27 protein-coding genes are annotated in these 25687 nt (G+C 68.0%); 5 read left to right on the top strand and 22 right to left on the bottom strand.

Annotated elements, in window-relative coordinates; translation table 11 throughout:
- Positions 1 to 516 carry a peptide-methionine (S)-S-oxide reductase MsrA gene (gene msrA, locus ACSQ2B_RS02080; RefSeq protein WP_436046909.1) on the bottom strand — a complete coding sequence of 172 codons (516 nt, stop codon included), beginning with the start codon at positions 514 to 516 and terminating at the stop codon, positions 1 to 3.
- 221 nt (positions 517 to 737) lie between these two features.
- Here msrA and ACSQ2B_RS02085 point away from each other — a divergent pair, with 221 nt between their 5' ends.
- A complete protein-coding gene (locus tag ACSQ2B_RS02085; RefSeq protein ID WP_436046911.1) occupies positions 738 to 1850 on the top strand; it encodes a M14 family metallopeptidase in 1113 nt (370 codons plus the stop codon).
- 13 nt (positions 1851 to 1863) lie between these two features.
- On the opposite strand, the gene ACSQ2B_RS02090 is transcribed toward ACSQ2B_RS02085, so the two are convergent.
- From ACSQ2B_RS02090 to ACSQ2B_RS02110, 5 genes are all read right to left on the bottom strand, one after another.
- Complete coding sequence (locus ACSQ2B_RS02090) at positions 1864 to 2997, bottom strand: ABC transporter permease (protein ID WP_436046913.1); 1134 nt, start codon at positions 2995 to 2997, stop codon at positions 1864 to 1866.
- Positions 2994 to 3911: an ATP-binding cassette domain-containing protein gene (locus ACSQ2B_RS02095; RefSeq protein WP_436046915.1), complete on the bottom strand. Its 918-nt coding sequence runs from the start codon at positions 3909 to 3911 to the stop codon at positions 2994 to 2996. The genes ACSQ2B_RS02090 and ACSQ2B_RS02095 overlap by 4 nt, the downstream gene beginning before the upstream one ends.
- On the bottom strand, positions 3908 to 4882 hold the full coding sequence (locus tag ACSQ2B_RS02100; protein WP_436046917.1) for an HlyD family secretion protein: 975 nt from the start codon (positions 4880 to 4882) through the stop codon (positions 3908 to 3910). The genes ACSQ2B_RS02095 and ACSQ2B_RS02100 overlap by 4 nt, the downstream gene beginning before the upstream one ends.
- The gene (locus ACSQ2B_RS02105; RefSeq protein WP_436046919.1) at positions 4879 to 5520 is read right to left on the bottom strand and encodes a TetR/AcrR family transcriptional regulator; all 642 of its coding nucleotides are present in this window, start codon (positions 5518 to 5520) and stop codon (positions 4879 to 4881) included. Before ACSQ2B_RS02105 ends, ACSQ2B_RS02100 begins: the two co-directional genes overlap by 4 nt.
- Before the next feature lie 88 nt (positions 5521 to 5608).
- Positions 5609 to 5806 (bottom strand): hypothetical protein, encoded by a 198-nt coding sequence (locus tag ACSQ2B_RS02110; RefSeq protein ID WP_436046921.1) that lies wholly within the window; start codon positions 5804 to 5806, stop codon positions 5609 to 5611.
- A 483-nt stretch (positions 5807 to 6289) separates the two neighbouring features.
- Here ACSQ2B_RS02110 and ACSQ2B_RS02115 point away from each other — a divergent pair, with 483 nt between their 5' ends.
- Complete coding sequence (locus tag ACSQ2B_RS02115) at positions 6290 to 7846, top strand: ATP-binding protein (protein ID WP_436046923.1); 1557 nt, start codon at positions 6290 to 6292, stop codon at positions 7844 to 7846.
- 63 nt (positions 7847 to 7909) lie between these two features.
- Here the strand turns inward: ACSQ2B_RS02115 and ACSQ2B_RS02120 are convergent, their stop codons facing one another.
- Genes ACSQ2B_RS02120 through ACSQ2B_RS02150 form a run of 7 tightly spaced genes read right to left on the bottom strand, consistent with a single transcriptional unit; the run spans position 7910 to position 13706 of the window.
- Complete coding sequence (locus ACSQ2B_RS02120; RefSeq protein ID WP_436046925.1) at positions 7910 to 9250, bottom strand: MSMEG_0569 family flavin-dependent oxidoreductase; 1341 nt, start codon at positions 9248 to 9250, stop codon at positions 7910 to 7912.
- 26 nt (positions 9251 to 9276) lie between these two features.
- Positions 9277 to 9564, bottom strand: coding sequence for an MSMEG_0570 family nitrogen starvation response protein (locus ACSQ2B_RS02125; protein ID WP_436046927.1), 288 nt, complete (start codon positions 9562 to 9564; stop codon positions 9277 to 9279).
- Complete coding sequence (locus tag ACSQ2B_RS02130) at positions 9557 to 10567, bottom strand: sll0787 family AIR synthase-like protein (protein WP_436046929.1); 1011 nt, start codon at positions 10565 to 10567, stop codon at positions 9557 to 9559. The genes ACSQ2B_RS02125 and ACSQ2B_RS02130 overlap by 8 nt, the downstream gene beginning before the upstream one ends.
- On the bottom strand, positions 10564 to 11100 hold the full coding sequence (locus ACSQ2B_RS02135) for an MSMEG_0567/Sll0786 family nitrogen starvation N-acetyltransferase (RefSeq protein ID WP_436046931.1): 537 nt from the start codon (positions 11098 to 11100) through the stop codon (positions 10564 to 10566). Before ACSQ2B_RS02135 ends, ACSQ2B_RS02130 begins: the two co-directional genes overlap by 4 nt.
- 1 nt (position 11101) lies before the next feature.
- The gene (locus ACSQ2B_RS02140; RefSeq protein WP_436046933.1) at positions 11102 to 12211 is read right to left on the bottom strand and encodes an MSMEG_0568 family radical SAM protein; all 1110 of its coding nucleotides are present in this window, start codon (positions 12209 to 12211) and stop codon (positions 11102 to 11104) included.
- Positions 12135 to 13193, bottom strand: a complete 1059-nt coding sequence (locus tag ACSQ2B_RS02145) for a Nit6803 family nitrilase (protein ID WP_436046935.1) — start codon at positions 13191 to 13193, stop codon at positions 12135 to 12137. Before ACSQ2B_RS02145 ends, ACSQ2B_RS02140 begins: the two co-directional genes overlap by 77 nt.
- 30 nt (positions 13194 to 13223) lie before the next feature.
- Entirely contained in the window at positions 13224 to 13706 is a 483-nt protein-coding gene (locus ACSQ2B_RS02150; protein ID WP_436046937.1) for an MSMEG_0572/Sll0783 family nitrogen starvation response protein, read from the bottom strand.
- A 363-nt stretch (positions 13707 to 14069) separates the two neighbouring features.
- Between ACSQ2B_RS02150 and ACSQ2B_RS02155 the strand changes: the two genes are divergently transcribed.
- A complete protein-coding gene (locus ACSQ2B_RS02155) occupies positions 14070 to 15464 on the top strand; it encodes a PLP-dependent aminotransferase family protein (RefSeq protein WP_436046939.1) in 1395 nt (464 codons plus the stop codon).
- A 167-nt stretch (positions 15465 to 15631) separates the two neighbouring features.
- Here ACSQ2B_RS02155 and ACSQ2B_RS02160 read toward each other — a convergent pair whose 3' ends face one another.
- Positions 15632 to 16573 carry a hypothetical protein gene (locus ACSQ2B_RS02160; protein WP_436046940.1) on the bottom strand — a complete coding sequence of 314 codons (942 nt, stop codon included), beginning with the start codon at positions 16571 to 16573 and terminating at the stop codon, positions 15632 to 15634.
- A 23-nt stretch (positions 16574 to 16596) separates the two neighbouring features.
- Here ACSQ2B_RS02160 and ACSQ2B_RS02165 point away from each other — a divergent pair, with 23 nt between their 5' ends.
- Positions 16597 to 17217 carry a hypothetical protein gene (locus ACSQ2B_RS02165; RefSeq protein WP_436046941.1) on the top strand — a complete coding sequence of 207 codons (621 nt, stop codon included), beginning with the start codon at positions 16597 to 16599 and terminating at the stop codon, positions 17215 to 17217.
- Positions 17218 to 17306: 89 nt separating this feature from the next.
- Here the strand turns inward: ACSQ2B_RS02165 and ACSQ2B_RS02170 are convergent, their stop codons facing one another.
- The 4 genes from ACSQ2B_RS02170 to ACSQ2B_RS02185 form a co-directional block, all read right to left on the bottom strand.
- Entirely contained in the window at positions 17307 to 17639 is a 333-nt protein-coding gene (locus ACSQ2B_RS02170; RefSeq protein WP_436046942.1) for a tyrosine-type recombinase/integrase, read from the bottom strand.
- Positions 17640 to 17660: 21 nt separating this feature from the next.
- Positions 17661 to 18923, bottom strand: coding sequence for a family 1 glycosylhydrolase (locus ACSQ2B_RS02175; RefSeq protein WP_436046943.1), 1263 nt, complete (start codon positions 18921 to 18923; stop codon positions 17661 to 17663).
- A 120-nt stretch (positions 18924 to 19043) separates the two neighbouring features.
- Positions 19044 to 19259: a hypothetical protein gene (locus ACSQ2B_RS02180; RefSeq protein ID WP_436046944.1), complete on the bottom strand. Its 216-nt coding sequence runs from the start codon at positions 19257 to 19259 to the stop codon at positions 19044 to 19046.
- Positions 19256 to 20095 carry an SDR family NAD(P)-dependent oxidoreductase gene (locus tag ACSQ2B_RS02185; protein WP_436046946.1) on the bottom strand — a complete coding sequence of 280 codons (840 nt, stop codon included), beginning with the start codon at positions 20093 to 20095 and terminating at the stop codon, positions 19256 to 19258. The genes ACSQ2B_RS02180 and ACSQ2B_RS02185 overlap by 4 nt, the downstream gene beginning before the upstream one ends.
- On the opposite strand from ACSQ2B_RS02185, the gene ACSQ2B_RS02190 reads away from it, so the two are divergent.
- Positions 20082 to 20723 (top strand): TetR/AcrR family transcriptional regulator, encoded by a 642-nt coding sequence (locus tag ACSQ2B_RS02190; protein WP_436046948.1) that lies wholly within the window; start codon positions 20082 to 20084, stop codon positions 20721 to 20723. The genes ACSQ2B_RS02185 and ACSQ2B_RS02190 overlap by 14 nt on opposite strands.
- A gap of 311 nt (positions 20724 to 21034) precedes the next feature.
- Here ACSQ2B_RS02190 and ACSQ2B_RS02195 read toward each other — a convergent pair whose 3' ends face one another.
- The 4 genes from ACSQ2B_RS02195 to ACSQ2B_RS02210 all read right to left on the bottom strand — a co-directional run bounded on the left by ACSQ2B_RS02195 (position 21035) and on the right by ACSQ2B_RS02210 (position 25586).
- Positions 21035 to 21433 (bottom strand): outer membrane beta-barrel protein, encoded by a 399-nt coding sequence (locus ACSQ2B_RS02195; RefSeq protein ID WP_436046950.1) that lies wholly within the window; start codon positions 21431 to 21433, stop codon positions 21035 to 21037.
- Between the two features lie 59 nt (positions 21434 to 21492).
- Complete coding sequence (locus ACSQ2B_RS02200; RefSeq protein WP_436046951.1) at positions 21493 to 21855, bottom strand: antibiotic biosynthesis monooxygenase family protein; 363 nt, start codon at positions 21853 to 21855, stop codon at positions 21493 to 21495.
- Positions 21856 to 21923: 68 nt separating this feature from the next.
- Positions 21924 to 23576 carry an isovaleryl-CoA dehydrogenase gene (locus tag ACSQ2B_RS02205; protein ID WP_436046953.1) on the bottom strand — a complete coding sequence of 551 codons (1653 nt, stop codon included), beginning with the start codon at positions 23574 to 23576 and terminating at the stop codon, positions 21924 to 21926.
- 63 nt (positions 23577 to 23639) lie between these two features.
- On the bottom strand, positions 23640 to 25586 hold the full coding sequence (locus ACSQ2B_RS02210; RefSeq protein ID WP_436046955.1) for an aconitate hydratase: 1947 nt from the start codon (positions 25584 to 25586) through the stop codon (positions 23640 to 23642).
- Between the last annotated feature and the right edge of the window lie 101 nt (positions 25587 to 25687).

The following is a 25687-nucleotide window of genomic DNA, read 5'->3' on the forward strand; positions in this document are numbered from 1 at the left end:
TCAAGTCCCCGCCTCGGCGCGATGCGGCAGCTTCCAGTCCGGCCGCGGGAAGTGGCAGGTGTAGCCGTTAGGAATCCGCTCGAGATAGTCCTGGTGCTCAGGCTCGGCCTCCCAGAAGTCGCCGACCGGCTCGACGGCGGTGACCACCTTGCCGGGCCATAGGCCGGACGCCTCCACATCGGCGATGGTGTCCGCGGCGACCCGCTTCTGCTCATCGCTGGTGTAGAAGATCGCCGAGCGATAGCTGAGCCCGATGTCGTTGCCTTGCCGGTTCAGGGTGGTGGGGTCATGGATCTGGAAGAAGAACTCCAGCAGATCGCGGAACCCGATCACCTGGGGATCGAAAATGATCTCAATCGCCTCGGCGTGCGTGCCGTGGTTGCGATAGGTGGCGTTGGGCACGTCCCCGCCGCTATAGCCCACGCGGGTCGAGATCACGCCCGGCTTGCGCCGTATCAGGTCCTGCATGCCCCAAAAACAGCCGCCAGCCAGGACGGCGCGCTCGGTCTTGGACATCATCTGCCTCCAGAAGCTGACAAGGCCCGAACTCAGATGCGCAACAGACGTCGCCGGGCCGCGTCAACAACACTCCGGACCTCAAGCCGGCGCAAGCCGGCTCGCCGCGAAATCCGAAAATCGTCGCCGTCGGTGCGCCAGGACGCCTGGAATGCGACCGGTTTCGGCCTGTTGACCGCGGCCGACTTCCGTGGCGGCCTGACGCCCGTGAGGAGCCCTGCATGAGCCTCGTGATCGACGCCGACTTCCATGGCGGCAATATCCTCGTCCAGACCGTGGGCAAGGCCACGGCGGACCTGACCCTTCGGCAGGACTCCAATGGCCCTTGGTTTCAGTGGTTCTTTTTCCGCGTCCGGGGCGCAGCCGGACAGGCGCTGACCCTGCGGATCGTCAATGCGGGGGCGTCGAGCTATCCCGACGGCTGGATCGGCTACCGGGCGTGCGTCAGCTCGGACGGCGAGGCTTGGACGCGGACCGACACCCGCTACGCTGACGGCGTGCTGGAAATCCGCCATCGGCCGCCGGCCGACGAGCTTTGGGTGGCCTATTTCCCACCCTACGACGGCCGGCGCCACCAAGCGCTGCTCTCCCGCGCGATCGCCGCCGGAGCCCGCGCCGACGTGCTGGGACGGTCAGTGGAGGGCAGGGCGATTGACCGCCTTACGCTGGGAACCGGGCGCCGCCAGGTCTGGTTGCTTGGCCGCCAGCACTCCGGGGAGACCATGGCCAGCTGGTGGATGGAGGGCGCGCTGGATCGGCTGCTCGATCCCGCCGACGCCACGGGCCACGCCCTGCTGACGGCGGCGACGGTGCACATCGCGCCGTTGATCAATGTCGATGGGGCGGCGCGCGGCAATCTGCGAGGCAACGCGGCGGGCGTGGATCTCAATCGCCAATGGCATGGGCCCGACCCCCGGGCGCCCGAGGTGGCGGCGGTGTTGGCGGCGATGGATGCGGCTGGCGTCGACCTGAGCCTGGACGTGCACGGTGACGAAACCCTGCCGCACGTCTTCGTCGACGGCGCCGACGTGGACCCGCAGGCGACCGCTTCGCAGATCGCCGGCGTCGAGCGGTTCAAGTCGGCTCTGCTGGTCGCCAGTCCCGCCTTCCAGACCAGGGTCGGCTATCCGCCGACCTATGCCGGCGACGAAGCTCCCGGAATGTGTACGCGCGCTGTCGCCCGACGCTATGGCGCCGTCAGCCTGACGCTTGAAATGCCGTTCAAGGACAGCATGGAGACCCCGGACCCCGTCGCAGGCTGGTCCATCGAAGCTTCGCGACGGCTGGGCCACGACACCCTGCCGGCGGTGCTGGCCGGCCTCGGCTCGGAATAGCCGGCGACCTACCTCAATCGAGCGTGCGCCGGTAGCGGATCATCGCCAGGGCGGCTACGACGCAGACGAAGGCCAGCAGCGCCAGCAGCTCGCGCCACTGGTCCGCCAGCCCCTGACCCTTGAGCAGGGCGCCGCGCACCACCCGCAGGAAATGGGTCACCGGGATCACCTGGCCGATCGCCTGGGCCCAGAGCGGCATGCCGCGGAACGGGAACATGAAGCCCGAGAGCAGGATGGAGGGCAGCATGTAGAAGAAGCTCATCTGCATGGCCTGCAGCTGCGAACGCGCCACCGTGGAGATCAGGAAGCCGAGCGCCAGCGAGCCCACGATGAACAGGGCCACCCCCAGCATCAGGCCGAGGCCGAGATTGGCCATGGGCACATGGAAGAGCAGCTTCGCCATCGTCAGAACCACGCCGGTCTGCACCAGCCCGACCAGGACGTAGGGCGCGAGCTTGCCGACCATGACCTCGATCGGCTCCAGCGGGGTGGCGAGCAGGGTCTCCATGGTGCCGCGCTCGGATTCCCGCGTGACGCTGAGCGCCGTCATCATCACCAGGGTCAGCGACAGGATGACGCCGAGGAGACCCGGCACGATATTGTAGGCGGTGATGGCCTCGGGGTTGTAGCGGTTGTGGATGACGACCTCGAAGGGGGCGGCGCCCTGGGCCTGGGGGCTGAGCGCCCCCTTCAGGTCGTGGGCCAGCGCCTGCTGCGGCAGGGCGGCCAGGGCGGCCACCGCGCCGCCGGTCGCCGAGGGATCGGTGGCGTCGGCCTCCACCAGGATTTGCGCATGGTCGCCGCGGACCACGCGGCGGGTGAAATCGCCGGGCACGGTGATCGCGAACTGGACCTCGCCGCGGCGGATCATGGCGTCGAGCTCGGCCGGGCTCCGCGCCTGGGCGACGAAGTCGAAATAGCGCGAATTCTTCAGCCCGGCCACGAGCGAGCGGGCGAACCGGCTGTCTTCCTGGATCAGCACGGCGGTCGGCAGATGCCGCGGCTCCGAATTGATGGCGAAGCCGAACAGGGTCAGCTGCACGATCGGGATGGCCAGCATCATGGCGTAGGTCAGCCGGTCGCGGGTGAGCTGTTTGAACTCCTTGACCATGACGGCCAGCACCCGATCAGCGGAGAAGAGGCTCATGCGAAATTGTCCTGCGCCTGGCCCATCAGCTGGATGAAGACGTCCTCCAGCGTCGGCTCGAGCTCGGTCCAGCGGTAGGGCTCGCGCCGCCAGGGCGCGATCGCCGCCTCCAGCTCGGGGCGGTCCACGCCGCTGACGTGGAGGGCGGCGCCGAAGGGGGCGACGGTCTCGACCCCGGGCTTGCCGGCGAGCTCACGGGCGAGGCGACCAACCTCCGGGCCCTCGCCATGGAAGGTGATCAGGCCCGAGTCCTTCACCACCTGCTCCGCCGTCCCGCGGGCGATCAGCCGGCCGTAGCTGATGTAGGCGATCTCATGGCAGCGCTCGGCCTCGTCCATGTAGTGGGTGGAGACCAGCACGGTCAGGCCGCGGTCGGCGAGCTCGTGGATCTCGTCCCAGAAGGTGCGGCGGGCCTTGGGATCGACGCCGGCCGTGGGTTCGTCCAGCAGCAGCAGCCTCGGCTCGTGCAGAGTGGCCGAGGCCAGCGCTAGCCGCTGCTTCCAGCCGCCGGAGAGCGTCCCCGCCAGCTGGTCCCTGCGGCTGGCGAGCCCCAGGTGGTCGAGCGCCGCATCCACGCGCGCGCGCCGGCGATCGAGGCCGTAGACCTGGGCGGTGAAGTGGAGGTTCTCCGCGAGCGTCAGGTCCTCGTACAGCGAGAACCTCTGGGTCATGTAGCCGGTCTCGCGCTTGATCCTGTCGGCCTCGGTCTGGATGTCGAAGCCGAGGCAGGTCCCGCGTCCGGCGTCGGGCGTCAGCAGGCCGCACAGCATGCGCAGCGTGGTGGTCTTGCCCGAGCCGTTGGGCCCCAAGAAGCCGCAGATGCGCCCCTGTTCCAGCTGGATGGAGAAGTCGTCGACGACCCGCTTGGTCCCGAAGCTCTTGCTCAGGCCGGCGATGTCGATGGCGAGCGTCACGGCCCGGGCTCCAGCGGCTCGACGTCCACCGGCTGCCCCGGGTTGAGCCGGGCCGAGGGCTGGGCCTCCACCAGATAGACCAGACGGTCGCGGGCATCGCGGCTGTAGATCACCGGCGGGGTGAATTCCGGCCGCGGACTCACGAAGGCGATCCGCGCGGTCAGGCCCTTGGCGCAGCCGTCGCAGGCGAAGCGGACGGTGCGCCCGACGCGATAGGCCGAAAGCGCGGCCTCCGCCACGAAGAACCGCACCTTGATGCGCTCGTCCGGCAGCAGCGAGAGGATCGGCTGGTTGGCGGCTGCCCACTCGCCGGGACGGTAGAAGACGTCCTCGACCCGGGCGGCGACGGGGGCCCTGGGGGCGACGTCGCCGAGCCGCGCCTGGGCGCCGGTGAGCGCCGCGCGCGCCTGCTCGACCCTGGCGTCCGCGGCGCGGATCTGGTCCTGGCGCGATCCCAGCCCCGCGGCGTCGCGCTGGCGCCGGGCGGCGGCGACCTGGGCGTTGGCGGACTGGGCCGCGGCCCGGGCGTCGTCCAGCCGGGCAGGGGCGTAGATCCCCTTGCGGGCGAGGACCTCCACTCGGCGAAGCTGGGCGCCGGCTTCCCGCGCCCGGGCTTCCGCCTCGGCGATCTGCGCCTCGAAGACGGCGAGCTCGACGGGGCGCTGGCCCTTGCGCGCGTCCTGCGCCTGGGCTTCGGCGGCCGCCAGATCCGCCGCGGCCTGGTCGCGCTGGCTGCGCGGCTGCTCGGGGTCGACGATGAACAGCGGCGCGCCCGCCTTCACCTCCGCCCCGCGGTCCACGAACACCGCCTTCACCGTTCCGGCCACCGGGGCGGCGAGGTAAAGCGGCTCGCCCTCCACATAGCCGGACAGGGTGTGAACCCGCCCAAAGCGGGGGATCAGCACCAGCCCCGTCACGAGCGCCGCGGCTGCGAGCAGCAGGACCATGACCAGGAGCCGCTGGCGGTTCATGCGGCCGGACCCTCCACCAGCAGGCCGTTCAGGAGGGTCGCCACATGCTGATGCCCGAGCGGCGGCAGGTCGAACGGCTCGGCGCCCACAGGCACGAAGGTCTCCCGCCAGATGACGGCGACGATCAGCGGCGCCGCGATCTGCAGGGCGTAAACCCGCGGGTCGCCGGCTCGGACCTCGCCGCGCGCCTGGGCGGCTGCGACAGCCTCGGCGAGGCCGCCGAGGGCCTGGGCGACCAGTTCGTCGTGCCAGACCCGGGCGAGCTCCGGAAAGTTGCGCGCTTCGCCGATCACCATCTTGGCGACCCCGCCCACCGGTTGGTCGGCCACGAGGGCGGAGAACCGCGCGACGAACATCCCGAGGAGGTCTGAGATGGGACCCGGATGGCCGGCGACCATGGCCCGCATCGCCCGCATGTTCGGCGCGATCACCTGCTCCACGACGGCGTGGAACAGCTCCTCCTTCGTGGCGAAGTAGAGATAGAGCGCGCCCTTCGAGACGCCGGCGCGACGGGCGATCTCATCGAGTTTGGCGGCCGCAAAGCCCTTCTCGGCGAATACCGCCAGCGCCGCCTGCACGATCTCCGCCGGCCGGTCGGCCTTGCGCCGACGGAACTTGGGCGTGCTGGGGGACGGCATGCTCTGCTCTAATAACTGACTGGATAGTTATTAAGCTCCCTTTTACGCCTGATGCTCCTGTGGCGCAATGCGGGGAGAGCCGCCCGCCTCAGTGGTCGAGGCGTTGAGGCGTCTGCGCATGCAGGGGCGACACGGTCGTCGTCCAGGACCGCTCTTCCATCGTCGCGGCCGCGTCGCGAAGACGCGCGGCCAGGTCGAGCCACCCGTCCTTGTCCGGATGGGAGCTGATCATCTTGGCCAGCTCCTCGGCCGCTTCAGCCTCGCGGATAAGTTGTTCTCGTCCCATGCTGTCCTCCTTCCCCGCGCTCTGAGAGTCAGTTGCAGGCGGCGGTCGTGGCGCGCTGATCAGCGCCTGTTGAGGCCAATATCCAGCAATCAATCTGCCCGCGAAATTCCGGGGGATTCCCCCCGTATTTCTACCTATGAGTAAGCTGGAGCGGCCAGAAGGGTCTGCGTCCGGCAGCGCCGCGGCCACGAAAGGCGCGGCCGGCGCCCTGAAAAAGCGGCGCCAGCTATCCGGAGAAATCGCCAGGCGAATCTATCAAAGGACAGGACGGCCTTCGCCGCCTGGCTGATGAAGGGGCCATGCGGCGGTGTCGCCGGGGCGGACGCCGACGCCCATAGGTTCGGATTTGCGGCAGATGGCGTGCCAGATCGCTCACACTATGGAATGCATGAACCCTCAACCCTTGTTCGCGCTCATACGTTACCTGAACGCCATTTGCTCCTGTCAGGAGACAGACGTCTGGACAGGTGGTCCGAGGATGAAATGCCTGACCGCAAGCTGATCGCCGCTGAGAACGAGGAACTGAGGCGACGATGTGTGGAGCAGGCGCGCGCTCTACGGGAGTGCGAAGCGCGTTATGAGGCTGTCTTCAACTCGTCGATGACGTTCATGTGCCTCTGCACGGCCGAAGGGGTGGTGCTGGACGTCAGCGGTCCGTCCCTCGCGCTCGGTGACGTTCGGATCGAGGACTGCGTCGGCAAATTCATCTGGGAGGTCCCGCTGTATGGGGGAAACCCAGAGGAGGCCGCCAAGGTCGAGGCCGCGGTGAAAGGGGCCGCCCGCGGGACCGTGCACTATGAATCCCGCATTCTTGCGTCGAACGAATGGCGCGTGTTCGATGTGGTGATCCGGCCCGTCCGCACCCGGCTGGGCGGCGAGCGTCGTTTCATTGTGCTCGAAGGCCGTGACCTCACCCCGACGCGATCGGCGGAAGAGCGCGCCCGTCGAGCCGAACGCATGGAGGCGCTTGGCCTCCTCACGGGCGGCATCACTCACGACTTCAACAACTTTCTGACCGTGGTGATCGGCGCGCTCGACATGGTCGTGCGGGGCCCGAAAAAGGCCAACCGCGAGGCCTTGATCGAGGCGGCCCTGGAAGCGGCCCAGAAGGCCGCGGCTCTCAACAGTCAGCTTCTGGCCTTCGCTCGGCGCGCGCCCGTCGCCGCGCAGGACGTCGATGTCGGCGCGGCTCTCCACAGCCTACAGCCTCTGCTCAAGAAGGCTGTGGGTGAGGCGGTTGAAGTGAAGGTGCGACACGCTGGTGATTGTCTGCACGTCCGTATGGAGTCGGCGCAGTTCGAGGCCGCCATCCTCAATCTGTGCGTCAACGCTCGCGACGCCATGCCGAGCGGGGGCGACATCGAGGTCGAGGCAAGACCGGCGACGGCCGAGGAGCTAGCCCTGGCCGAAGTCGAGGCGACGGCTGTCGCCATCACGGTCAGGGACACGGGCGTGGGCATCGCGCCGGACGTCCTGCCACGCGTCTTCGACCCCTTCTTCACGACCAAGGAAACGGGCCGCGGCACCGGACTCGGCTTGAGTCAGGTCCATGGTTTCGCCCGCCAGACGGGCGGCGGCGTGGATGTGGTCAGCACGCCCGGCGCGGGCTCGACCTTCAAGCTCATCCTTCCCTGCGTCGCGGGCAAAGATGCGGCGTCTGGCGCAGCCTCCGAGGCGACCCCTTCACTGGCGATCGGAAGCGTGCTGCTCGTCGAGGATGACGAAACCGTCGCCAGCGTCACCGCGGCCATGATGACGGAGCTCGGGATGGAAGTGGTCAGCGTCGCAAACGGCCCAGAGGCGCAGCGCGCGCTCGAGACCCGCTCATTCGACCTCCTCGTCACAGACCTGATCATGCCGGGGGGGCTGACCGGCGTTGAGTTGGCGCAATGGGCCCGCAGGCGACGTCCGGAGACGAAGGTGCTGCTCTTCTCGGGATGGACCGCTGACGCCCGCGTCGCAGGGACCGGCGATTTCGCGATCATCCAGAAGCCATTCGACATGAACGCCCTGAAGCTGGCGATCGAACAGCTCGCCTGAGCGGCTCTCGGGCTCGCGAGATCGGGCGAGCCGGCCTAGTCGGCCGCAGAGCCGCCTGGGCATTCATAGCGCCGCCTGAGCCGCCAGCGGGACTGCGACGCTCGCGGCTGCGCTGCCTGGGACCTGGGCGACCGGCATGTTGGCGGTGAGATGGTCGACGATATGGGCCACGTCGCGGGCGAGGCCGGAGAACCGGCCGGAGCCCCAGGTCGTCAGCCATGGAAGGCCGGCGATGTAGAGTCCATCGGTCTTGCAGACGCCGCGATGATGGACGGGGTAGCCCTCGCCGTTGAAGGCCGGCAGGTCGATCCAGCGCCAGTCGGGGCGGAAGCCGGTGCACCAGACGACGCTGTTGACGCCGGCGGCGGCGCAGTCGAGCGCCTCGGGTTCGGCCGGGGGCTGCCAGACCGGGACATAGGGCGAGGCCTCGGGGGCGGCGATGCCATTGGCGGCGATGTAGTCGTCGATCTGCTTGCGGATCTTCAGATAGGCCGCATCGGCGGCGTCGAGGTTCTTCTTCAGGTTGTCGGCGAAGGTGACGCGTTCACCCTCGACGCCGGCGAGCAGGCCGTAGAGCTTCATGCCTTCCAGGGCGAACTGGCGCAGGTCGATCTCACGCCCGCCGTCGCGGCCGCTGAAATAGTGGTTCTCCTTCAGCCGCACTTTTTCGCGGAGGGGGTGGTCGTCGACCGTGATGTCGTACTGGCCCATGGCGTGCAGCCAGTCCAGCGCGTCGCGGCCGCGGTATTTGCGCGGTGAGCGCGGCGCCGAACCGGTGGCGAGATGCACCTTGCGGCCGACACGATGCAGGTCCTCCGCGATCTGGCAGCCGGACTGGCCGGTCCCGACCACCAGCACCGCGCCGTCGGGCAGCTGGTCCGGATTGCGATACTCCTGGGAATGGATCTGCAACAGGCGGCTCGGCAGCCGCTCGCCCACGCGCGGCGCCGAGGCCACGTGATAGCCGCTGATCGCCAGGATCACCTGGTCGGCGGTGTAGTTTCCATCGCTGGTCTCCAGACGGAACCGACCGTCCGGCGCGCGGCTGAGGGCGGTGACCGCCACGCCTTCGCGGATCGGCGGCTTCACGAACGCGGCGAAGGCCTCGAGATAGTCGACGATCTGATCCTTCAGCATGAAGCCGTTAGGGTCGTCGCCCTGATAGGGGAAGTCCGGCAGCAGGCACTGCCAGTTCGGCGTCACCAGGCAGAAGCTGTCCCAGCGCTCCTCGCGCCAGGCGTGGCCGACGCGGTTCTTCTCCAGCACCAGGTGTTCGATCCCCTGCTTCTGGAGATGGTAGCTCGCTGAGAGGCCAGCCTGGCCGCCGCCGATGACGATGACCGGGAGGTGGAGGCTTTCGCCGGCGGCGGGGGCGGCGAGGTGATCGTCGTCGTCGATGACCATGGCATGGTTCCTTTGGCTAGGGGGCGTCAGCCGTCGATGCGTTCGACGGTGACGCTGGCGTCGGGCTGTTCGGCGTAGGCCGCCGCGGTCTCGCGCAGGCGCTGCAGCTGGTCGGCGGCGCTGGAGCAGGCGTAGCCGTAGACCTGCCGCACGCGCTCGCTGGCGCGGGTCAGGCCGTCCTCGGCGCGGGCCATGAAGTCGGCCAGTGGATAGGTTTCGCCGGCGACGAAGACGTCCTTGATCGAGGTCGACGGCGAGTAGCAGACCTCGGCCCGGGCGTCGGGCCAGCGGACGTGGAAGCGGACCTCAGGCATGGACAGTCTCCGGATGTGAAGGAAGGACGCCGCAGCCCGTGAGGGGGGCGGCGGCCAGGTCCCAGAACAGGGCCTCCTCGCCGTCGAGGCGCAGGTGCAGCTGCGGCTGGGCGACGACCTCGCCGGCGACGGCCGCGGCGATCCCGCGGCGTTCGAACCGCTCGATCACCGCCTGGGCCTGTTCGGGGGCGACGGACAGGACGTAGCCGAAGCTCGGAAAGGCGGTCAGCCAGCGCTTCAGCGGCGCCGTCGCAGGGCGGGGGATGGCGGCGAGGTCGAGCTGCGCGCCGACGCCGGAGCCTTCGAGCAACATCAGCGTCGTGCCGACGAAGCCGGCCATGCTGATGTCCTTGCCGGCGCGCGCCAGGCCGGCCTCCGCCAGCTCAGGCAGGATCTCCAGGTCTTCGCGCAGCCGGGCGGCCGGGCTGGTGGTGCTGGCGTCCCAATAGGCGTCGGGCTCGCGGAAGCGACCGCGCAAGTCTACAGCGTAGACCAGCTGGTCGCCCGGCCGGGCGTCGAAGCTGGTGATCAGCTTGTGCGCGCGTCCCAGGACTGCGGCGCCCAGCTGGGCGTTGGCGCTCCGCAGGTTGCAGTGGCCGCCGACCACGGGAACGCCGTAGGCCTCCGCCGCGGCCCGCATGCCGGCGAGGATCGGCGCGGCCTGGGCGGCGTTCTGGGCCCAGAGGATGTCGAGGATCGCCTCGGGACGGCCGCCCATGGCGGCGATGTCGCTGAGGTTGACCATCACGCTGCAGTAGCCGGCGAACCAGGGGTCGGCGTTGACGAAGCCTCCCAGAAAGCCTTCGCCGGCCAGCAGCAGCCAGCCTGCGCCATTTGGCAGGGCGGCGCAGTCGTCGCCGACCCGGACCGGGCTCTGGGCGCCGAGGCCTAGGGCCGCGGTCACGCCGGCGATGTCGCCCTTGTGGGCCAGGCCGGCGGCGGCCTGCAGTTCGGCGACCAGGGCAGGCAAGTGAGGGGCCGCGAGGGGAGGGGCGCCGGTCATGCCGCCAGCCTCCGGACGCTGATCCCGAGGTCGGGCGCCTCGATGACCGCGTAGTGCTCGAGATCGGCCTGCATCAGCCAGTGCGGCCGTCCGCACAGCTCGACCGGGTCCAGCACGCGCCAGTGCAGCCGCTCAAAGAGCGGCCGGTTCTGGGCCTGGACGTGGGCGTAGAACCGTTGGCAGCCCAGTCCCTTGGCCGAGCCCACCGCGACCTTGATCAGGCCGGCGCCCAGGGCGCCCACGCGCCGGAACCCCTGCGCCACCGCCAGCCGCGAGCCCCACCAGACGCTGGGCTCCGACTGGTGGATCCGGACGGCGCCCACCACCTGGTGCGGATCGCCGGCGACCAGGTCCACCGCGACGATCGGCAGGGCGTAGGCGTCGATGGCGTCGGCGTCGTCCACCTCGAACACCCCCTGCTCGTCGCAGAAGACGGCGCGGCGCAGGTCGCGGGCGCCGTCGAACTCCCAGTGTTCGGTGGCGAACTTCACGCGATAGGTCGGGGCGACGAAGGGGCGGAAGGGCTCCAGCATGTCAGCCCCCGTAGGCCGACAGCGACGAACAGGCGCCGCAGCGCCCGCAGCCGGCCTTCACCTCCGCCGAGGTCATGCCGGCGGCCCGGAGCTTGGCGGCGAGCGGCTGCAGGATGGCGTGCATGAAGGCCGGCGTCGGCGTCGCATGGCCCTCCAGCGGGGTGCCGGAAATCGGGGTGAAGGGAACGACGAAGGGATAGACGCCGACGGCGATCAGCCGATCGGCTGTCTCCAGGATGACCTCGGCGCTGTCGCCGAGACCCGCCAGGATATAGGTCGAGACCTGGCCCCGGCCGAACACCTCGACGGCGGCGGCGAAGGCTTCGAAATAGCGCTCCATCGACACCTTGGCCTTGCCGGGCATGATGGCCTGGCGGACCTCGGGCGAGAGGGTCTCGAGGTGCATGCCGAGCGCGTCGACGCCGGCGTCCTTCAGGCGCTGGAACCAGGCGTCGTCGTCCGGCGGCTCGCACTGGGCCTGGATCGGCAGGTCGACGGCCGCCTTCACGCCGAAAGCGCTTTCGCAGAGGATCCGGGCGCCCCGGTCGGTGGCGTTCGGCGTGCCGGTGGTCATGACCATGTGTTTGACGCCGTCCAGCAGGACCGCGGCGCGGGCGACCTCGCCCAGCTGCTCGGGCGTCTTGCGCTCGATCGTCCGGCCGGCGGCCAGGGACTGGCCGATGGCGCAGAACTGGCAGGTGTTCTTGCGGCTCGCGTAGCGGATGCAGGTCTGCAGCACCGTGGTCGCCAGGACGTCGCGGCCATGCAGGGTGGCGATCTTCGAATAGGGCACGCCGTCAAGGGTCTGCAGGCCGTAGAATTTCGGTTGCGGCGGAAAGCTCATCCGCCCCACGACGCGGCCGTCGCGGATCACCGTGCTCAGCCCATCGGCGGCGGGCGGCTCGGCCAGATAGGGGCTGTCGAAGGCGCCCACCGTGTGCACCGGCGCCATCACCACATGATCGTCGATGACCACCGCCTTGTGGTCGGAGGGGCCGGCGCCGCCGCGGCGGCTCGGCGCGCCGACGCCGGGATCAGCCAGCCGCACTCCGAACGACTGCAACTCGTTGATCAGCTGCTCGCGGTTCAGGGCTGGGGCTTGAGAGTCCATCGCAGACCTCCGGTTCGGACGGGGACGAGACGCGGCGCACCGGGGCGGCCGGGCGGTCGTCGAGGGTGAGGGAGAGCAGTTCGGGGCGGGCGTAGTGGCCGACCGAGTCCATCATCCGCTTGCGCTTGAGGACCAGCGCGAGGTCGAGGTCGGCGACGACCATGCCTTCGCCCTGGGTCAGGGGAGGGGCGAGATACTGGCCCTCCGGCGAGACGATGGCGGTGAAGCAGCCGCCCCGCAGAACCTTGCGATGCGTCTCGTCCGGCGAGATCGCGGCGATCTGCTCGTCGGTCAGCCAGCCGGTGCTGTTGACGACGAAGCTGGCGGCCTCTGCGGCGTGGTGGCGGATCGCCGCGTCGATCTGGTCGGCGAACACCTGGCCGACCATGGAGCCCGGAAACTGGCTGGCGTGGATCTCTTCGCCGTCGGCCATCAGGGCGTAGCGCGCCAGGGGATTGTAGTGCTCCCAGCAGGCCAGGGCGCCCAGACGCCCGACGGCGGTGTCGACGCAGCGCAGACCCGCCCCGTCGCCTTGGCCCCAGACCATGCGCTCGTGATAGGTCGGCGTGATCTTGCGGCGCTTGAGCCTGAGCTCGCCGTCGGCGTCGAAGATCAGCTGGGTGTTGTAGAGCGATCCGCCGTCCCGCTCGTTGACCCCCACCACCAGCACGATCCGGCGCGCGCGGGCGGCGGCGGCGAGCGCCTCGGTGACCGGGCCCGGCACGACGGGGGCTTCGGCGTAGAGCTTCAGATGGGCCGCGCCCATGCGGTACGGCGGCTCGATGAAGCTGAAGTAGGGGTAGTAGGGGACGAAGGTCTCGGGAAAGACCGCCAGCTGCGCCCCCTTGTCCGCCGCCTCGCCGACGGCGTTGAGGACCCGTTCCAGGGTCGCGCCGGGCTGGTCGAAGACCGGCGCGATCTGCACCGCGGCCGCTCGGACGACGCGTTTGTCGGCAGGCGAGTTGGACAAGGGGGTGGACATGGGGGGCGCTCCCGACCCGTGGGGGTGGACCTAGAGGGTCCAGGTGTTGATGACGAAGGCGTTGGCCTTGCGATGCAGCAGCATCAGGTCCAGCACGTCCTGCGGGGCGATCGGGGTGATGCCCTCGATCAGCGACGGCTCGCCGTGGCCGTACAGCGCCTGCAGGGCGAAGCGGCAGGCGTAGACCCTGCCGCCCTCCTTGATGAACTTCTCGATCTGGTTGTTCACCGCGAGGTGGCCGGGGAAGGCTTCGTCGCCGAGCGTCGGGAAGCCGCGCTGGACGCCGAGGGTGACGCCCGGGCCGTAGAGCAGGACCGAGGTCTCGAAGCCCTTGCGCTGCAGGCGGGTGGCCTGGAGCATGTTGACCAGGCCGATCGAGCCTTCGAAGGCGACGGTGTGGAAGGTGACCAGCGCCTTCTCGCCGGGCTCGGCCTTGATGTCCTCAAAGACCTTCTGTTCGTAGTCGACGAAGTGGTCGCCCTTCTTGTGGGCAGGTGCGGCGACGGCGGGCATGGGGGAAAGCTCCTCGCTGGTTGACGCCCCATGGAATGCGGCGCCGCCCGGCAGAGGCCAACGATGATCCGATCAAAGTCTGGAAAAATGATCGTATTGTTCGCGCCGTAAACACCCGATCAATCCGCTTGATGAAAACGAAGGCCGTCCATACACCTGCCGATCATTGGGCGGTGGAACGCCTCCATCCGCGCTTGCGGCCAAAAATTACTATATAAAATAGATAGTTATCGTTTATCGAAGCTTGGGTCGGCGCGGTGCGGACCGACGTGGAGCAGTCAGGGCGAGATGATCGCATTCATCTGCATTGACATGCGATCAATGGCCCATCATTGATATGGAAGACCTTGGGGATCTGACTGTATGACGAATCACGCGAGCCGGTGGGCGATAGCCATTCGCGGGAGCGGCAAGCCTGCCTATATCGCGCTCGCCGATGCGATCGGCGAGGACATCCAGTCGGGAAAGCTGGCGGCCAACGAGCATCTGCCGCCTCTGCGCACGCTCGCCGTCGCGCTCGATCTCAACTTCACCACCGTCGCCAGGGGTTATGGCGAGGCCAAGCAGCGGGGCCTGATCGACGCCAAGGCCGGCCGCGGAACCGTCGTGCGCGAATTCGTTCCGACGCCGGTGCATCGGCCGAGCCCGATCAGCCATCTCGACATGACCATGAACTTCCCGCCCGAGCCGCAGGACCGCGGACTGTTGCGGCAAATTCGTGAGGGGATCGCCAGCCTGGCTGACGAGCCCGACCTCTACACCTATCTGCGGTATCAGGAATTCGGCGGATCCTACGAGGACCGTGAAGCGGGCGCGGCCTGGCTCTCCCGGCATCTGCCTGGGGTGACCGCGTCTCGCGTGCTGGTGTGTCCTGGCATCCAGAGCGCGATCCTCGGACTGTTCGCCTCCCTGGCGCGCCCGGGCGACACCATCGCCTGCGAGGCCATCACCTACCCGGGGGTGAAGGGCATCGCCGCCCAGCTGGGATTGCGCCTGGTGGGCTTGCCGCTCGACGACGAGGGTATCGATCCGGAAGCCTTCCGCGACCTCTGCCGGGCCGATCCGCCGAAGGCGCTCTACCTGAACCCGACGCTGCAGAACCCGACGACGGCGACCATGTCGCAGGCGCGCCGCGAGGCGGTGGCGGAGATCGCCCGCACCTATAGCGTGCCGATCATCGAGGATGACGCCTATGGCTGCCTGCCCGCAAAGCGTCACACCTGCCTGGCGGCGATCGCGCCGGAACTGACCTTCTATATCGGCGGCTTCGCCAAGATCCTCGGAGCGGGCCTGCGGATCGGCTACATCGTCACGCCCAATGTTCGCTACACGGCTCGAATTTCCGCCGCCCTTCGGTCCTTGGTGATCATGGGGGCGCCGCTCACCATCCGGCTGGCGACGCGTTTCATCGGCGATGGCACTGTGCGGGCGGCGACCTTGGCGCTTCGCGAAGAGGCTCGCGCCCGGCAGAAGCTGGCCGCCCAGGTCATCACCCGCTCGACCTTCGTCAGCAAGCCCGAAGCCTTCCATCTGTGGCTGTCGGTGCCGGAGCCGTGGAACCGGGTGGAGTTCGCCAATCATCTGCGCGCCAACGGCGTAGGCGTGATCGTTTCAGACACCTTCACGGTGACCGGCAAGCCTCCGGAGGCCGTCCGCGTGGGGCTTGGCGGACCCAGCAATCGCGATCAGTGCCGCCACATGCTGGAGATCATCGACGACGCCCTGGAGCACGTCCCCGCCGCGGCCTACGGCCGATAGGGCGAAACGGCTGCAGATCGGCATAGACGATGGCCCGAGCCCGCCAGCAGCGCTCAACGCCACGGCCGACAATTTTCACAGCCTCGACCCTTTGCGGACCCTGGCCTGGGCTGTCTCTCACCGCCTGCCTTGCGTTTGCCAAGCCCTGCAAATCCGCGACTGAGCTCTTAAGGTTGCGAGCCCGAGTAGGAAGCGAGCCGTTCTGGCTTTACGGTGTAGGCCCGCCCCATCCAAACCAAATCCCCTGCTGATGGCAATTCGCCGTTAGGCATCAATGGGATGTCACGCGCCTCTGGCCAGCGACCTCTGACGGCCGCCAATATGCCTGCCCGAGCCTTTGCCGACTTCTCCGGTTGCTCACCTTCGAAGAATACTATCCAGACCCGTCCTAAGTGCCCGCGGTCATCCGCAGAGGCCTCAAGGTCGTCATCGCGACTACCTCGCCAGATTCCGATGTCGATCGTAGCGCGGATCTCAGGCGGTAGTGGATGGCCGTCGCGCTTGTTGGCGGCATACAGGCTGGCCCAACGCTCGGTGGCATCGTCGACATGCAGACCGCCATCGGCCGCAGCCTCCTTGGTTAGAAGTTTCACTAAGTCTGCCCGGTCCGCGGCGGTGCTGATGGGCGCCTCGATGGCGGCGACCGGTCTCACGACCTGACCGGGCTGAAGCTTGAGGCCAAGGCCTGCGATGATTGCAGCTCCAATTCCGAGTGTCAGTGCGTATCCAGCGGGCACCTTGAGTCGTACGGGCAATCTCGATGCGATCGCAGCTTGGAATTGAACAACGATCCAAGCGACCACGCCGCCGAGCGCGCCCACGCCAATGACTAGGGGCAATCCCCACAGGCTGCCGGTGAGAGCAAAGAGCCCGGGCAGAACGCCGGCTCCTGCGCCCCACGCAGCCGCCATAAGCACTCCATGGTGTTCATAGGCTCGGGCGAGCATCGCCATTGGAAAGGCGATGATCAGCGCGTACCCAAGCGCCATGGGCACAGCGGCGCCGGCGACAATGGAGTTGAGGCCCATTGCCATCACAAAGCCGAACCCGACCGCCGTAAGCACGATAGCGACTAGGTCGCGCAGTAGGATTAGCCCCTTGGCGGCCATGCCGCCTGACTGCTGCGGGCCCCTTGAGCCAGATGGGGGGGCGCCTGCTTCGTCCATTGGGCACGCTGCCGTCGAAGCGCTCGATCGCCCATCGAGCTCCGCCAGAGGTTGAGCGAGAAAGCGCTGTAACTCAATGGGCGGCAATCCACCCGTTTCAGCCGATCGCAATGTCCGGTTCCCGCGCCGGCGCCAAAGCGCGCTGGCGACCCGTTGCGGAAATTAGCGCCCGTGGGCACCATCAGGTGATGGTGGACGGTTGGCTTGCCGACATAGTTGTAGTGAATGAAAGCCGCAACGAGGCCACGGCTGGTGACGTCTCCGTCTTTCGGAGTGCGGGCGAGGCTTGCGGCTGGTTGGAGCATTGGTGGGTCGAAACCGGCAAGGGCTTCGCGTTCACGGCCGCGGGACACCGCCTCACGCTCGGTGTGGACGATAAGGACAGGGTGACGGTCACCGGCCAGCAGGCCGTGCCCGACGGCGGGGAGGTGGTATGGGGTTGGCTTCGAGCCCACGCCGGCGGCGTCCTGGATGCGCGGAGAGCCAAGGCTCAAAGAGGGAAGGCGATGCTCAGCCGGTCCGAAGAACGAGGAGAGCTTCCCACGTCCATCGAAGGTCTGATCGCCTACGTCGGCTTTAACAGCTAACGGCAGCAAACCACCGCCAACCGTCATTCCGAACGTCCGCGGCGCGGCCTCCCTTTTAACCGCGACTTGCCGCGCAGCGGACGGCTGGCTCAGAACTCGACCTGCCCGGACATGGTGAGCGCGTCGTCGACCTCGATGCCGAGGTATCGAACCGTGCTCTCGATTTTGCGGCGCCCGAGGAGGAGTTGGCAGGCTCGGAGATTACCGGTGCGCTTGTAGATCAGCGCCACCTCCGTCCGTTGCAGGCTATGGGTTCCATAGGAGCGCGGTTCCAGCCCAACCGCGGCCACCCACTGATCGACCGACCGGCCGTACTGACGCGTCGTGACGTGATCCTCCGGGCGACTGCGGCTTGGGAAGAGCGTTGAGCCAGGCGACAATCGCGTCCCGTGTCGGCTCAGTGATCTCGAACGGAAGGTCATCGACTGACGCCTGAGCGGACGTTAGATCGCGTTCCTCCGTGCGATCGCGCCGAGCACACCGGCGCTAGGCTTGGCGGTTCGTTTGAAAGTGGTCCGATCGACCGCGGCAAGGCCAAACGTCGGCCAATAGCCCAGGGACCACTCGAAGTTATCGACGAGCGACCAGTGCACGTAGCCACTGACCGGCACGCCGCTTTCAATGGCGTGCTGCAACTCGCGAAGCGCCGCCGGGATGAAGCGCGCCCGGATCGCATCGTCCTTCGTGACGACGCCGTGCTCCGTGACGAGGACGGGCGCGCCTGACGCCTGGTGCGCGTAGCGGACGGCGCCGGCCAGCGATGCCGCATAGACCTCGCCTCTGAAGCCGTTGATCTCGGCGCCGGCGGGTGGAGGCAACTTCCCGTTCGGCCCCCACACCACCCGTTCATAATTCTGGACGCCGACGAAGTCGTCCCCGCGCGCCGCATCCAGCCAGGCGCCGTAGAGGTCCGCCCGAACCGCGTCGCGCCGCGCCTCCCCACCTGGGGCCGCCTGGTCATCGATCATCGCCAGACTGACGCCGACCGGCAGGTCGGGGCGCACACCCTTGATCGCCGCGCGGCCGGCCTTGTGCCCGAGCAGGAGATTGCTTGAGAAGACCTCGATGTCCTCGGGATTGACGGCGTTGCCGGCGACATACTTCGCCGTCCCGGCCAGCGTCGCCGCCGCGGCGAGCATCTGGCGCTGCCGCTCGGCCCTGCCGCTCGGCGCCTTCAGCCGTAGGACGCGCGGCAGGTTCGGCTCGTTGAGCGTGGTTGCGTAGCCGATGTTCGCCGCCAGATGGCGGGCGGCCCGTTCGCAAAAGCGTGCGAAGTGGTCCGGCGAGCCCGGATCTGTCCATCCGCCCTGGCTGGCGAACCATCGGGGCGTCGTGAAGTGGTTGAAGGTGACGATGGGCGTGAGACCGCGCGCCCGGCATCCGTCGATGATGCGTTTGTAATGGTCGAGCATCGCAATCGAGAAGCGGCCAGGCTCAGGTTCGATCCGCGACCATTCGAGCGAGAAGCGATAGCTGTTCAGCCCCATCTGACGGGCGAGATCCAGATCTTGCGGCCACAGTTCGAAGCTGTTGTTCGCGTCGCCGGACGGCTGGGCGTAGGTCGTCGGCTGCACATTCTCGAGCAGCCAGAGGTCTGCGTTGACGTTGTTGCCTTCGACCTGGTGACCGGCCGTCGCCGCACCCCAGAGAAAACCCTTCGGGAACGGCTTCGCGCCCGCTCCGGCGATGGCCGGAGTCGCCGCCATGACGGCTGCGCTTGCAATCAAATCCCGACGGCTAAGGCCCACGGCGCACCTCTGAAAGTCTGGTTTCGCCGTGAGCTAACACGATCGTTGGTCAGCGCGTAGTTCGAATTACAAAATGTTCTAGGCGTGCCGAGACAGCCAACCGGACAACGAACAGGGCGCGCGGAGTTGATGAGCCCTGAGGAGATACGCCTGGGTCGGCCCGTGGGACATGTTCACGATCGAGTACGCGTGGATCGCGACGAGGACATCGTCATCCCGCAGCGCCGGCTCCGGCCGCTCGCCAAGCCGCAGAGCGGCCTTCTTCTCGTATCGATCGACGATGAAGGCTTTCATGAGCGTGCAGTTTGATAACGCGCTGCTGCATGTTCCTGCCAAAAGCCCGGAAGCATGGCTTGCCGCGCCGCCTGATAGGCTTCCCACTGCGCAGCATCGTGCAGCGGCGGGATGGTCACGGCTTCACGGCGGTCGAAGCCCACCAGCGCCGCATCCACCAGCTCGCCCACCTCCATCACAGCGGGGAGCGTATTGATGTCGGCGCCGGAGCGCTCCCAGATTTCGGTGCGCGTCGCCGCGGGGAGCACCGCCTGAACGTAGACGCCCCTTGGCGCAAGCTCGAGGCTAAGCCCCTGGGAAAGAAACAGCACGAAGGCCTTGGTCGCGCCATAGACCGTCGCGTTGAACTCGGGCGCCAGGCCGACCACGGAACCAATATTGATGATCGCGCCTTCGCCCGCCCTCGCAAAACGCGGGGCCACGGCGCTGGCGAGCCGGAGGAGCGCAGTCGTATTGAGCGCGACGATCCGCGCGACGTCGTCGGTCGCCTGCTCGATGAAGCTTCCGCCCACATTCGCGCCGGCGTTGTTGACGAGAATTCCGATCCGAGCGTCGTCGCGCAGCCGCGTCTCCACCGCAGCCAGGTCGCCGGGCTGGGTGAGATCCGCCTGCAGGATGTCGATCGCCACGCCGCTTTCCTGACGCAGCCGGGTCGCCAGAGCCTCCATACGCGCCCGGTCACGCGCGACCAGCACGAGGTCGTGGCCGCGGCGGGCGAAGCGCTCGGCGTAGGTGGCGCCGATACCAGAGGATGCTCCGGTAATCAGGACGGAGGGGCTGGCGGCCATGGGATTGCTCTCTTCTCTGGCTGGATCCATATTGATGATGGTTGTCATCAATGATCCTAAAGATGACGACCATCATGTAAATGTCGACGGCCCCGGCGGAGAATTTTCCGAAATGAGAGTCAGTCGAGAGCAGGTGGCGGAGAACCGTCGGCGGATTTTGGCTGCGGCCAGCCGGCTGTTCCGCGCGAAGGGGTTCGACGCGGTCAGCGTGGCGGAAGTGATGAAGGCCGCCGGCCTCACCCATGGCGGATTCTACGGCCATTTCAGCTCGAAGGACGACCTGGTGGCCCAGACGCTCGCCCATTCGCTTGCCGGGGACGGCAGCGGAGAGGGCGATCTTCGCGCCTTTATCGCGGCATACCTTTCGCCCAGGCATCGCGACAACGCCGCCGATGGTTGCCCGACGGCAGGTCTGGCCGCGGACCTCCGCCACCAGACGGCGCCGGCGCGCGCAGCAATGACAGAGGGATTCCGATCGCAGATCGACCGCATCAGCGAGGCGCTGCCGGGGGTAAGCGCGACGGACAGGCGCCGCGCGGCGATCGGCAGTTGGGCGGCGATGGTGGGGGCGGTGATCCTCGCGCGGGCGATCGACGACCCCGCGCTTTCAGATGAGGTCCTGGAACAGACGCGGGCCTGGATCGATGCTGGGATCAGCCAAGCGTCTGCCAGCTAGCCCTGGCCGGGCTGGGCTGAGCGGCTCAGCAACGAGCTCTTTCGATTATCGAACATTCGCGATGCCGGGGGCCAGGTAGATTGGGGGCCAGCCGGATCGCTTCGTTGCAGAAGGTCAGCGCCTCCGTCGCACGGCCGGCGTAAGTCAGGGCAAGACCGAGGGTCGTCCAAAGGCGCGGCTCCTGAGCGTGGATGAGCAACGCCGATTTCAAGAGCGCCACCGCCTCAGGGAAGCGAGCCGCGGCGATCTGGCGATCGGCAAAACAGCGCCGGCGGCGGTTTCGCCCCGGCGCTGTCGGGCCGCGTCTTCGCTCAGATGCCGCCGAAGCTGTAGACGGCGGAGACTTTCACCTCGCCGTCGTGCTTGCTGAGACGGGGAGTGCTCGTTCCGGCGATGAAGCCGTCGGCGAAGGCCGGGACAGATCCTCTGTCGTAGCGGACCTCCGCGTTGAGGCGGAAGTTGCTCGTCGCCCTGTAGGTCCCGGTGAGCATCGCTTCGTCGAGGTTGTAGGAGGTTCCGGCGACGTCGTTCTTGAGATTGAGGTGTTCAAGGCGCAGGGAGGTCCCGAACTTCGGCGTGAATTGATAGTTGATGTAGCCGGCGACGCCTTTGGTCACGCCCTTGGGGCCGGCTACGGTCGTCTTGAATATCTTCTTGTAGTCGTCCAGCGCCGCCGCGCTGCCGAAGGCGTCGCTGTTGCTGATGCTCACCGAGGCGTTGAACCTGTCCGATCAAGCCCTCGCTCGCGCGCTCCTTGCGATGCTGGAGATCATCGACGACGCCCTGGCGCATCTTCCGGCGATCCCCCGCCGCCGGCGCGGACGAGAAGGTCGTCGGTCACCGTCATCGCGAACACCGGCTCGCCGTGCGGCGGGCTCTCGGCGACCGCGTCGACGAACATGCGTCGCGCCTCGGCGTCGTCGTAGACCATCTTGGCGTCGAACGCCGCCTGCCAGGTCGCCTCGTCGGGCCACTCGGCGTAGCCGACAAAGCGTCCGTCGCGATCGCGATGCAGGCGCGATCCGAAACTGCCGTAGAGGCGCGTGATCTGTTCGGTTCCGCGTCGCCAGGCCTCGCGGAACTGCGCCTCCTTCCCTGGGTGCACGCGCCACCAGTAGACGGCCACGAACATGCCGCGCTCCTTCGTTCTTGATGCCTGTCGTTCTCAACGCGCCAGCCGCCGCGGCGAGCACCTGGCGCTCACAGGGGCATTGCGCGCTCGACGATCGGCTTCAGGTTCAACCCCTGGGGCAAGGTTCCAAAGGCGCCGCCGGATCCTTCGTCCATGCGGCTCGCGCAGAAGCCGTCGGCGACCTCGCCCGGACTGAAGCGCACCAGCAGAGCGCCCTGGACGGCGAGCACCAGGCGTTCGCAAAGCCGGCGCGCGTCGGCCTCGTCCGGCGTTCGGGCGAGCGCGTCGAGGGCGCCGGCGATGTAGCGATCCAATCTCGCATCCGCGCCGCGGGCCGGCTCGAGTTCCGCGGCGACCGCCTCGCCAGCTTCCGGAGACCGGGAGAGGGCGCGCAGGGCGTCGAGCGCCATGAGGTTGCCGGACCCTTCCCAGATGGAGTTGAGCGGCGCCTGGCGATACAGGCGCGGCATCACGCTCTCCTCGACGAAGCCGTTGCCGCCGATGACTTCGAGCGCCTCGGCCGTCACGGCGGACGTGCGTTTGCAGACCCAATATTTCGCAGCCGGGGTGAGCAGGCGGCGCAGCGCGGCCTCGTGCGGCTCGTCCAGGCGGTCAAACGCCCGCGCCAGCCGCAAGGCCAGGACGGTGGCGGCTTCCGATTCCAGGGCCAGGTCGGCGAGAACATTGGTCATCAGCGGGTGGTCGGTCAGCCGCCGCTGGAAGGTCGTGCGCTGGGCGGCGTGATGCGTCGCCTGGGCGACGGCCTGGCGCATCAGGCCCGCGCTGGCGACGACGCAGTCGAGCCGGGTGTAGGTCGCCATTTCGAGAATGGCCGGCACGCCGCGGCCTTCCTCGCCGATCAGCCAGGCCCAGGCGCCTTCGAACTCCACCTCGCTGGAGGCGTTGGCGCGGTCGCCCAGCTTGTCCTTCAGCCGTTGCAGACGCAGCGCGTTGAGCTCGCCATCCGGCGTCCATCGCGGCAGGAAGAAGCAGGACAGTCCTGCCGGCGCCTGGGCGAGCACGAGAAAGGCGTCGCACATCGGCGCCGAGAAGAACCATTTGTGGCCGACCAGGCGAAAGACCCGATCTTCCCCCACAATCGGTTCGGCGCGGGTGGTGTTGGCGCGCACGTCCGAGCCGCCCTGCTTCTCGGTCATGCCCATGCCCATGAGGGCGCCCGCCTTGCCCGCGGCGGGCGCAAAGCGGGGGTCGTAGCGGCGGGAATACAGCCTCGGCAGCCATTCGGCGGCGATGTCCGGCTCGCGCCGGATCACCGGCGCCGCGCCATAGGTCATGGCCATCGGGCATTGGACGCCGGCCTCCACCTGACCCAGCATGTAGAAGGCCGCGGCGCGGGCGACATGGGCGCCGGGCTGCGGATCCGACCACGGCCCGGTGTGCAGGCCCTCGGCGACCGCCAGTTCCATCAGGGCGTGCCAGGCCGGGTGGAACTCCACCTCATCGCGCCGGCGACCAAACCGGTCGAAGCTGCGCAGGATCGGCGGATTGCGGTTCGCCAGGAAACCGGCCTCGATCATTTCTGCGGAGCCAAGCCTTCGACCAAGGGCTCTCAGGCGCGCGGCCGCCCACGCCGCGCCCTCGCGGGCCGAGGCCTCCGCCAGGACGCGGTCGGAGGTGAAGAGGTCGAGGTCGGCGAGCGGCGTGGGCTGGTTCAGCACCTCATGCGTCTGGCCGTCCGGACTTCCGCAAAATCCGCCCATGTGAGCCTCCGGCGCTGTCGCCTGCAGGCTCAACGGATGAACCGCGTCGAAGTGGCGGATGATTTAGGCCGCGACCCCTGCGAGACGCGCCTTCGTCCAGTTGATCAAACCCCCGCTGAGCAGGTGCTGAACCTGCTGCGGCGACAGGGCGTGACGAACCTGGAAGGTTCTGCCGCGGGTCAGGTTCTCGACGAAGAGGGGACGGTCCTCGGCGAGCGCCGCGGCCACGCCGGCGAGGCGGAGAACGTCGCCGGGCGACAGCTCGTCGTAGTCGGCCGGATCGACGAAGGTCAGGGGCAGGACGCCGAAATTCGCCAGGTTTCGCTCATGGATCCGGGCGAATCCTTTGGCCAGCACCGCTCGCAGCCCGAGAAACCGCGGGCCCAGGGCGGCGTGTTCGCGGCTGGACCCCTGTCCATAGTTGGCGCCGCCGACCACGACATGATCCCCGATCTTCGCCGCTCGGGCGGCGTAGGTCGGGTCGATGCGATCGAAGGAGAATTCGGCGATCTTTGGAATATTGCTCCGGAACGGGAGCACCCGCGCGCCGGCGGGCATGATCTCATCAGTCGAGACGTCGTCACCAACCTTGAGCAGGACCGGCGTCTCCAGGGAATCCGGCAGGGGACCGAATGTGGGCAGGGATGCGATGTTGGGGCCCTTCACAAGGGGCGTCCGCGGGCCGGCTTCGTGCGACGGCGGAACGAACATCGCGCGGTTGACGATCGGATCGACGGGATCCGCCACCCGCGGGTAGGGCACGCCCAGGGTGCGCGGGTCTGTGATCACCCCGGTGAGCGCCGAGGCTGTGGCGGTCTCCGGGCTGACCAGGCAGACCTGGTCCTCGCGCGTTCCGGAGCGTCCGGGAAAGTTGCGCGGCGTCGTGCGCAGCGAGAGCTGGTGGGTGGCCGGCGCCTGGCCCATCCCGATGCAGCCATTGCAGCCGGCCTGGTGCAGGCGTGCGCCGGCATGAAGGAGGTCGGCCACATGGCCGTCGCGCACCAGGGTCTCAAGCTGCGCCCGAGAGGTCGGATTGATGTCGAACGACACCTGGTCGCTCGTCCGTCGGCCGTGAACCATGGCCGCGGCGACGGCGAAATCCCGGTAACCCGGGTTGGCCGACGAGCCGATATAGGCCTGGTAGATCGGCCGGCCCGCGACCTCGCGGACCGGCTGCACATTGCCGGGACTGGACGGCATGGCGATCAGCGGCTCGAGGCTGGCGAGATCGATCTCGTCCTCGACGTCGTAGGACGCGCCGGGATCGGCCGAGAGCGGGATCCAGTCTTCCTCCCGCCGCCAGGCATGAAGGAAGCGCCAAACCTCCTGATCGGAGGGAAAGACGCTGGTCGTCGCCCCCAGTTCGGCGCCCATGTTGGCGATGACGTGGCGATCCATCGCGCTCAGGCCAGCCAGGCCAGGGCCATGATACTCGATCATCCGATTGAGGCCCCCGTCTACGCCATGGCGGCGCAGCATCTCCAGGATCACGTCCTTGGCGCTGACCCAATCGGGCAGGGCGCCGACGAGGTTCACCCCCCAGATCTTCGGCATCGGCATCGAGAAGGGCTCGCCGGCCATGGCCAGGGCGACTTCCAAGCCGCCGGCCCCGATCGCCAACATGCCGATCGCGCCGCCGGCCGGGGTATGGCTATCGGAGCCCAGAAGGGTCTTCCCGGGCTTGCCGAAGTTCTCCTGGTGGCAGGGGTGGCTCACCCCATTGCCGGGTCCTGAATACCAGACGCCGAACCTTTCGCAGGCGCTGCGAAGGAAGAGGTGGTCGTCGGGATTCTTGTTATCGGCCTGGATGAGGTTGTGGTCGACGTACTGAACGCTGACCTCGGTCTTCACCCGCTCCAGCTCGATCGCCTCGAGTTCGAGCATCACCAAGGTTCCGGTCGCATCTTGGGTCAGCGTCTGGTCGATCCGGATCTGGACCTCGGCGCCGGGCGTCGTGTCTCCGTCCAACAGGTGCGACCGGATCAACTTTTGCGCGAGATTTTGGGCCATGGTCGGGCTGCCGAATTCAGCATAGCGCCCGTTCGTTTCTGTCGTCAGCCGCGACGGGCGAACGTTGGAATTATACGAGATCGGCGGCTCTTGGGCCAATG

The sequence above is a fragment of the Phenylobacterium sp. LjRoot225 genome (assembly GCF_964252855.1).
Classification (GTDB): Bacteria; Pseudomonadota; Alphaproteobacteria; order Caulobacterales; family Caulobacteraceae; genus Phenylobacterium.

What these genes read in the sequence shown, in the direction of transcription:
- msrA (WP_436046909.1), bottom strand. Translation starts at nt 516, where the DNA reads ATGTCCAAGACCGAGCGCGCCGTCCTGGCTGGCGGCTGTTTTTGGGGC.
- ACSQ2B_RS02085 (WP_436046911.1), top strand. Translation starts at nt 738, where the DNA reads ATGAGCCTCGTGATCGACGCCGACTTCCATGGCGGCAATATCCTCGTC.
- ACSQ2B_RS02090 (WP_436046913.1), bottom strand. Translation starts at nt 2,997, where the DNA reads ATGAGCCTCTTCTCCGCTGATCGGGTGCTGGCCGTCATGGTCAAGGAG.
- ACSQ2B_RS02100 (WP_436046917.1), bottom strand. Translation starts at nt 4,882, where the DNA reads ATGAACCGCCAGCGGCTCCTGGTCATGGTCCTGCTGCTCGCAGCCGCG.
- ACSQ2B_RS02105 (WP_436046919.1), bottom strand. Translation starts at nt 5,520, where the DNA reads ATGCCGTCCCCCAGCACGCCCAAGTTCCGTCGGCGCAAGGCCGACCGG.
- ACSQ2B_RS02110 (WP_436046921.1), bottom strand. Translation starts at nt 5,806, where the DNA reads ATGGGACGAGAACAACTTATCCGCGAGGCTGAAGCGGCCGAGGAGCTG.
- ACSQ2B_RS02115 (WP_436046923.1), top strand. Translation starts at nt 6,290, where the DNA reads ATGCCTGACCGCAAGCTGATCGCCGCTGAGAACGAGGAACTGAGGCGA.
- ACSQ2B_RS02120 (WP_436046925.1), bottom strand. Translation starts at nt 9,250, where the DNA reads ATGGTCATCGACGACGACGATCACCTCGCCGCCCCCGCCGCCGGCGAA.
- ACSQ2B_RS02125 (WP_436046927.1), bottom strand. Translation starts at nt 9,564, where the DNA reads ATGCCTGAGGTCCGCTTCCACGTCCGCTGGCCCGACGCCCGGGCCGAG.
- ACSQ2B_RS02130 (WP_436046929.1), bottom strand. Translation starts at nt 10,567, where the DNA reads ATGACCGGCGCCCCTCCCCTCGCGGCCCCTCACTTGCCTGCCCTGGTC.
- ACSQ2B_RS02135 (WP_436046931.1), bottom strand. Translation starts at nt 11,100, where the DNA reads ATGCTGGAGCCCTTCCGCCCCTTCGTCGCCCCGACCTATCGCGTGAAG.
- ACSQ2B_RS02140 (WP_436046933.1), bottom strand. Translation starts at nt 12,211, where the DNA reads ATGGACTCTCAAGCCCCAGCCCTGAACCGCGAGCAGCTGATCAACGAG.
- ACSQ2B_RS02145 (WP_436046935.1), bottom strand. Translation starts at nt 13,193, where the DNA reads ATGTCCACCCCCTTGTCCAACTCGCCTGCCGACAAACGCGTCGTCCGA.
- ACSQ2B_RS02150 (WP_436046937.1), bottom strand. Translation starts at nt 13,706, where the DNA reads ATGCCCGCCGTCGCCGCACCTGCCCACAAGAAGGGCGACCACTTCGTC.
- ACSQ2B_RS02155 (WP_436046939.1), top strand. Translation starts at nt 14,070, where the DNA reads ATGACGAATCACGCGAGCCGGTGGGCGATAGCCATTCGCGGGAGCGGC.
- ACSQ2B_RS02160 (WP_436046940.1), bottom strand. Translation starts at nt 16,573, where the DNA reads ATGGCCGCCAAGGGGCTAATCCTACTGCGCGACCTAGTCGCTATCGTG.
- ACSQ2B_RS02170 (WP_436046942.1), bottom strand. Translation starts at nt 17,639, where the DNA reads ATGACCTTCCGTTCGAGATCACTGAGCCGACACGGGACGCGATTGTCG.
- ACSQ2B_RS02175 (WP_436046943.1), bottom strand. Translation starts at nt 18,923, where the DNA reads ATGGCGGCGACTCCGGCCATCGCCGGAGCGGGCGCGAAGCCGTTCCCG.
- ACSQ2B_RS02180 (WP_436046944.1), bottom strand. Translation starts at nt 19,259, where the DNA reads ATGAAAGCCTTCATCGTCGATCGATACGAGAAGAAGGCCGCTCTGCGG.
- ACSQ2B_RS02190 (WP_436046948.1), top strand. Translation starts at nt 20,082, where the DNA reads ATGATGGTTGTCATCAATGATCCTAAAGATGACGACCATCATGTAAAT.
- ACSQ2B_RS02185 (WP_436046946.1), bottom strand. Translation starts at nt 20,095, where the DNA reads ATGACAACCATCATCAATATGGATCCAGCCAGAGAAGAGAGCAATCCC.
- ACSQ2B_RS02200 (WP_436046951.1), bottom strand. Translation starts at nt 21,855, where the DNA reads ATGTTCGTGGCCGTCTACTGGTGGCGCGTGCACCCAGGGAAGGAGGCG.
- ACSQ2B_RS02205 (WP_436046953.1), bottom strand. Translation starts at nt 23,576, where the DNA reads ATGGGCGGATTTTGCGGAAGTCCGGACGGCCAGACGCATGAGGTGCTG.
- ACSQ2B_RS02210 (WP_436046955.1), bottom strand. Translation starts at nt 25,586, where the DNA reads ATGGCCCAAAATCTCGCGCAAAAGTTGATCCGGTCGCACCTGTTGGAC.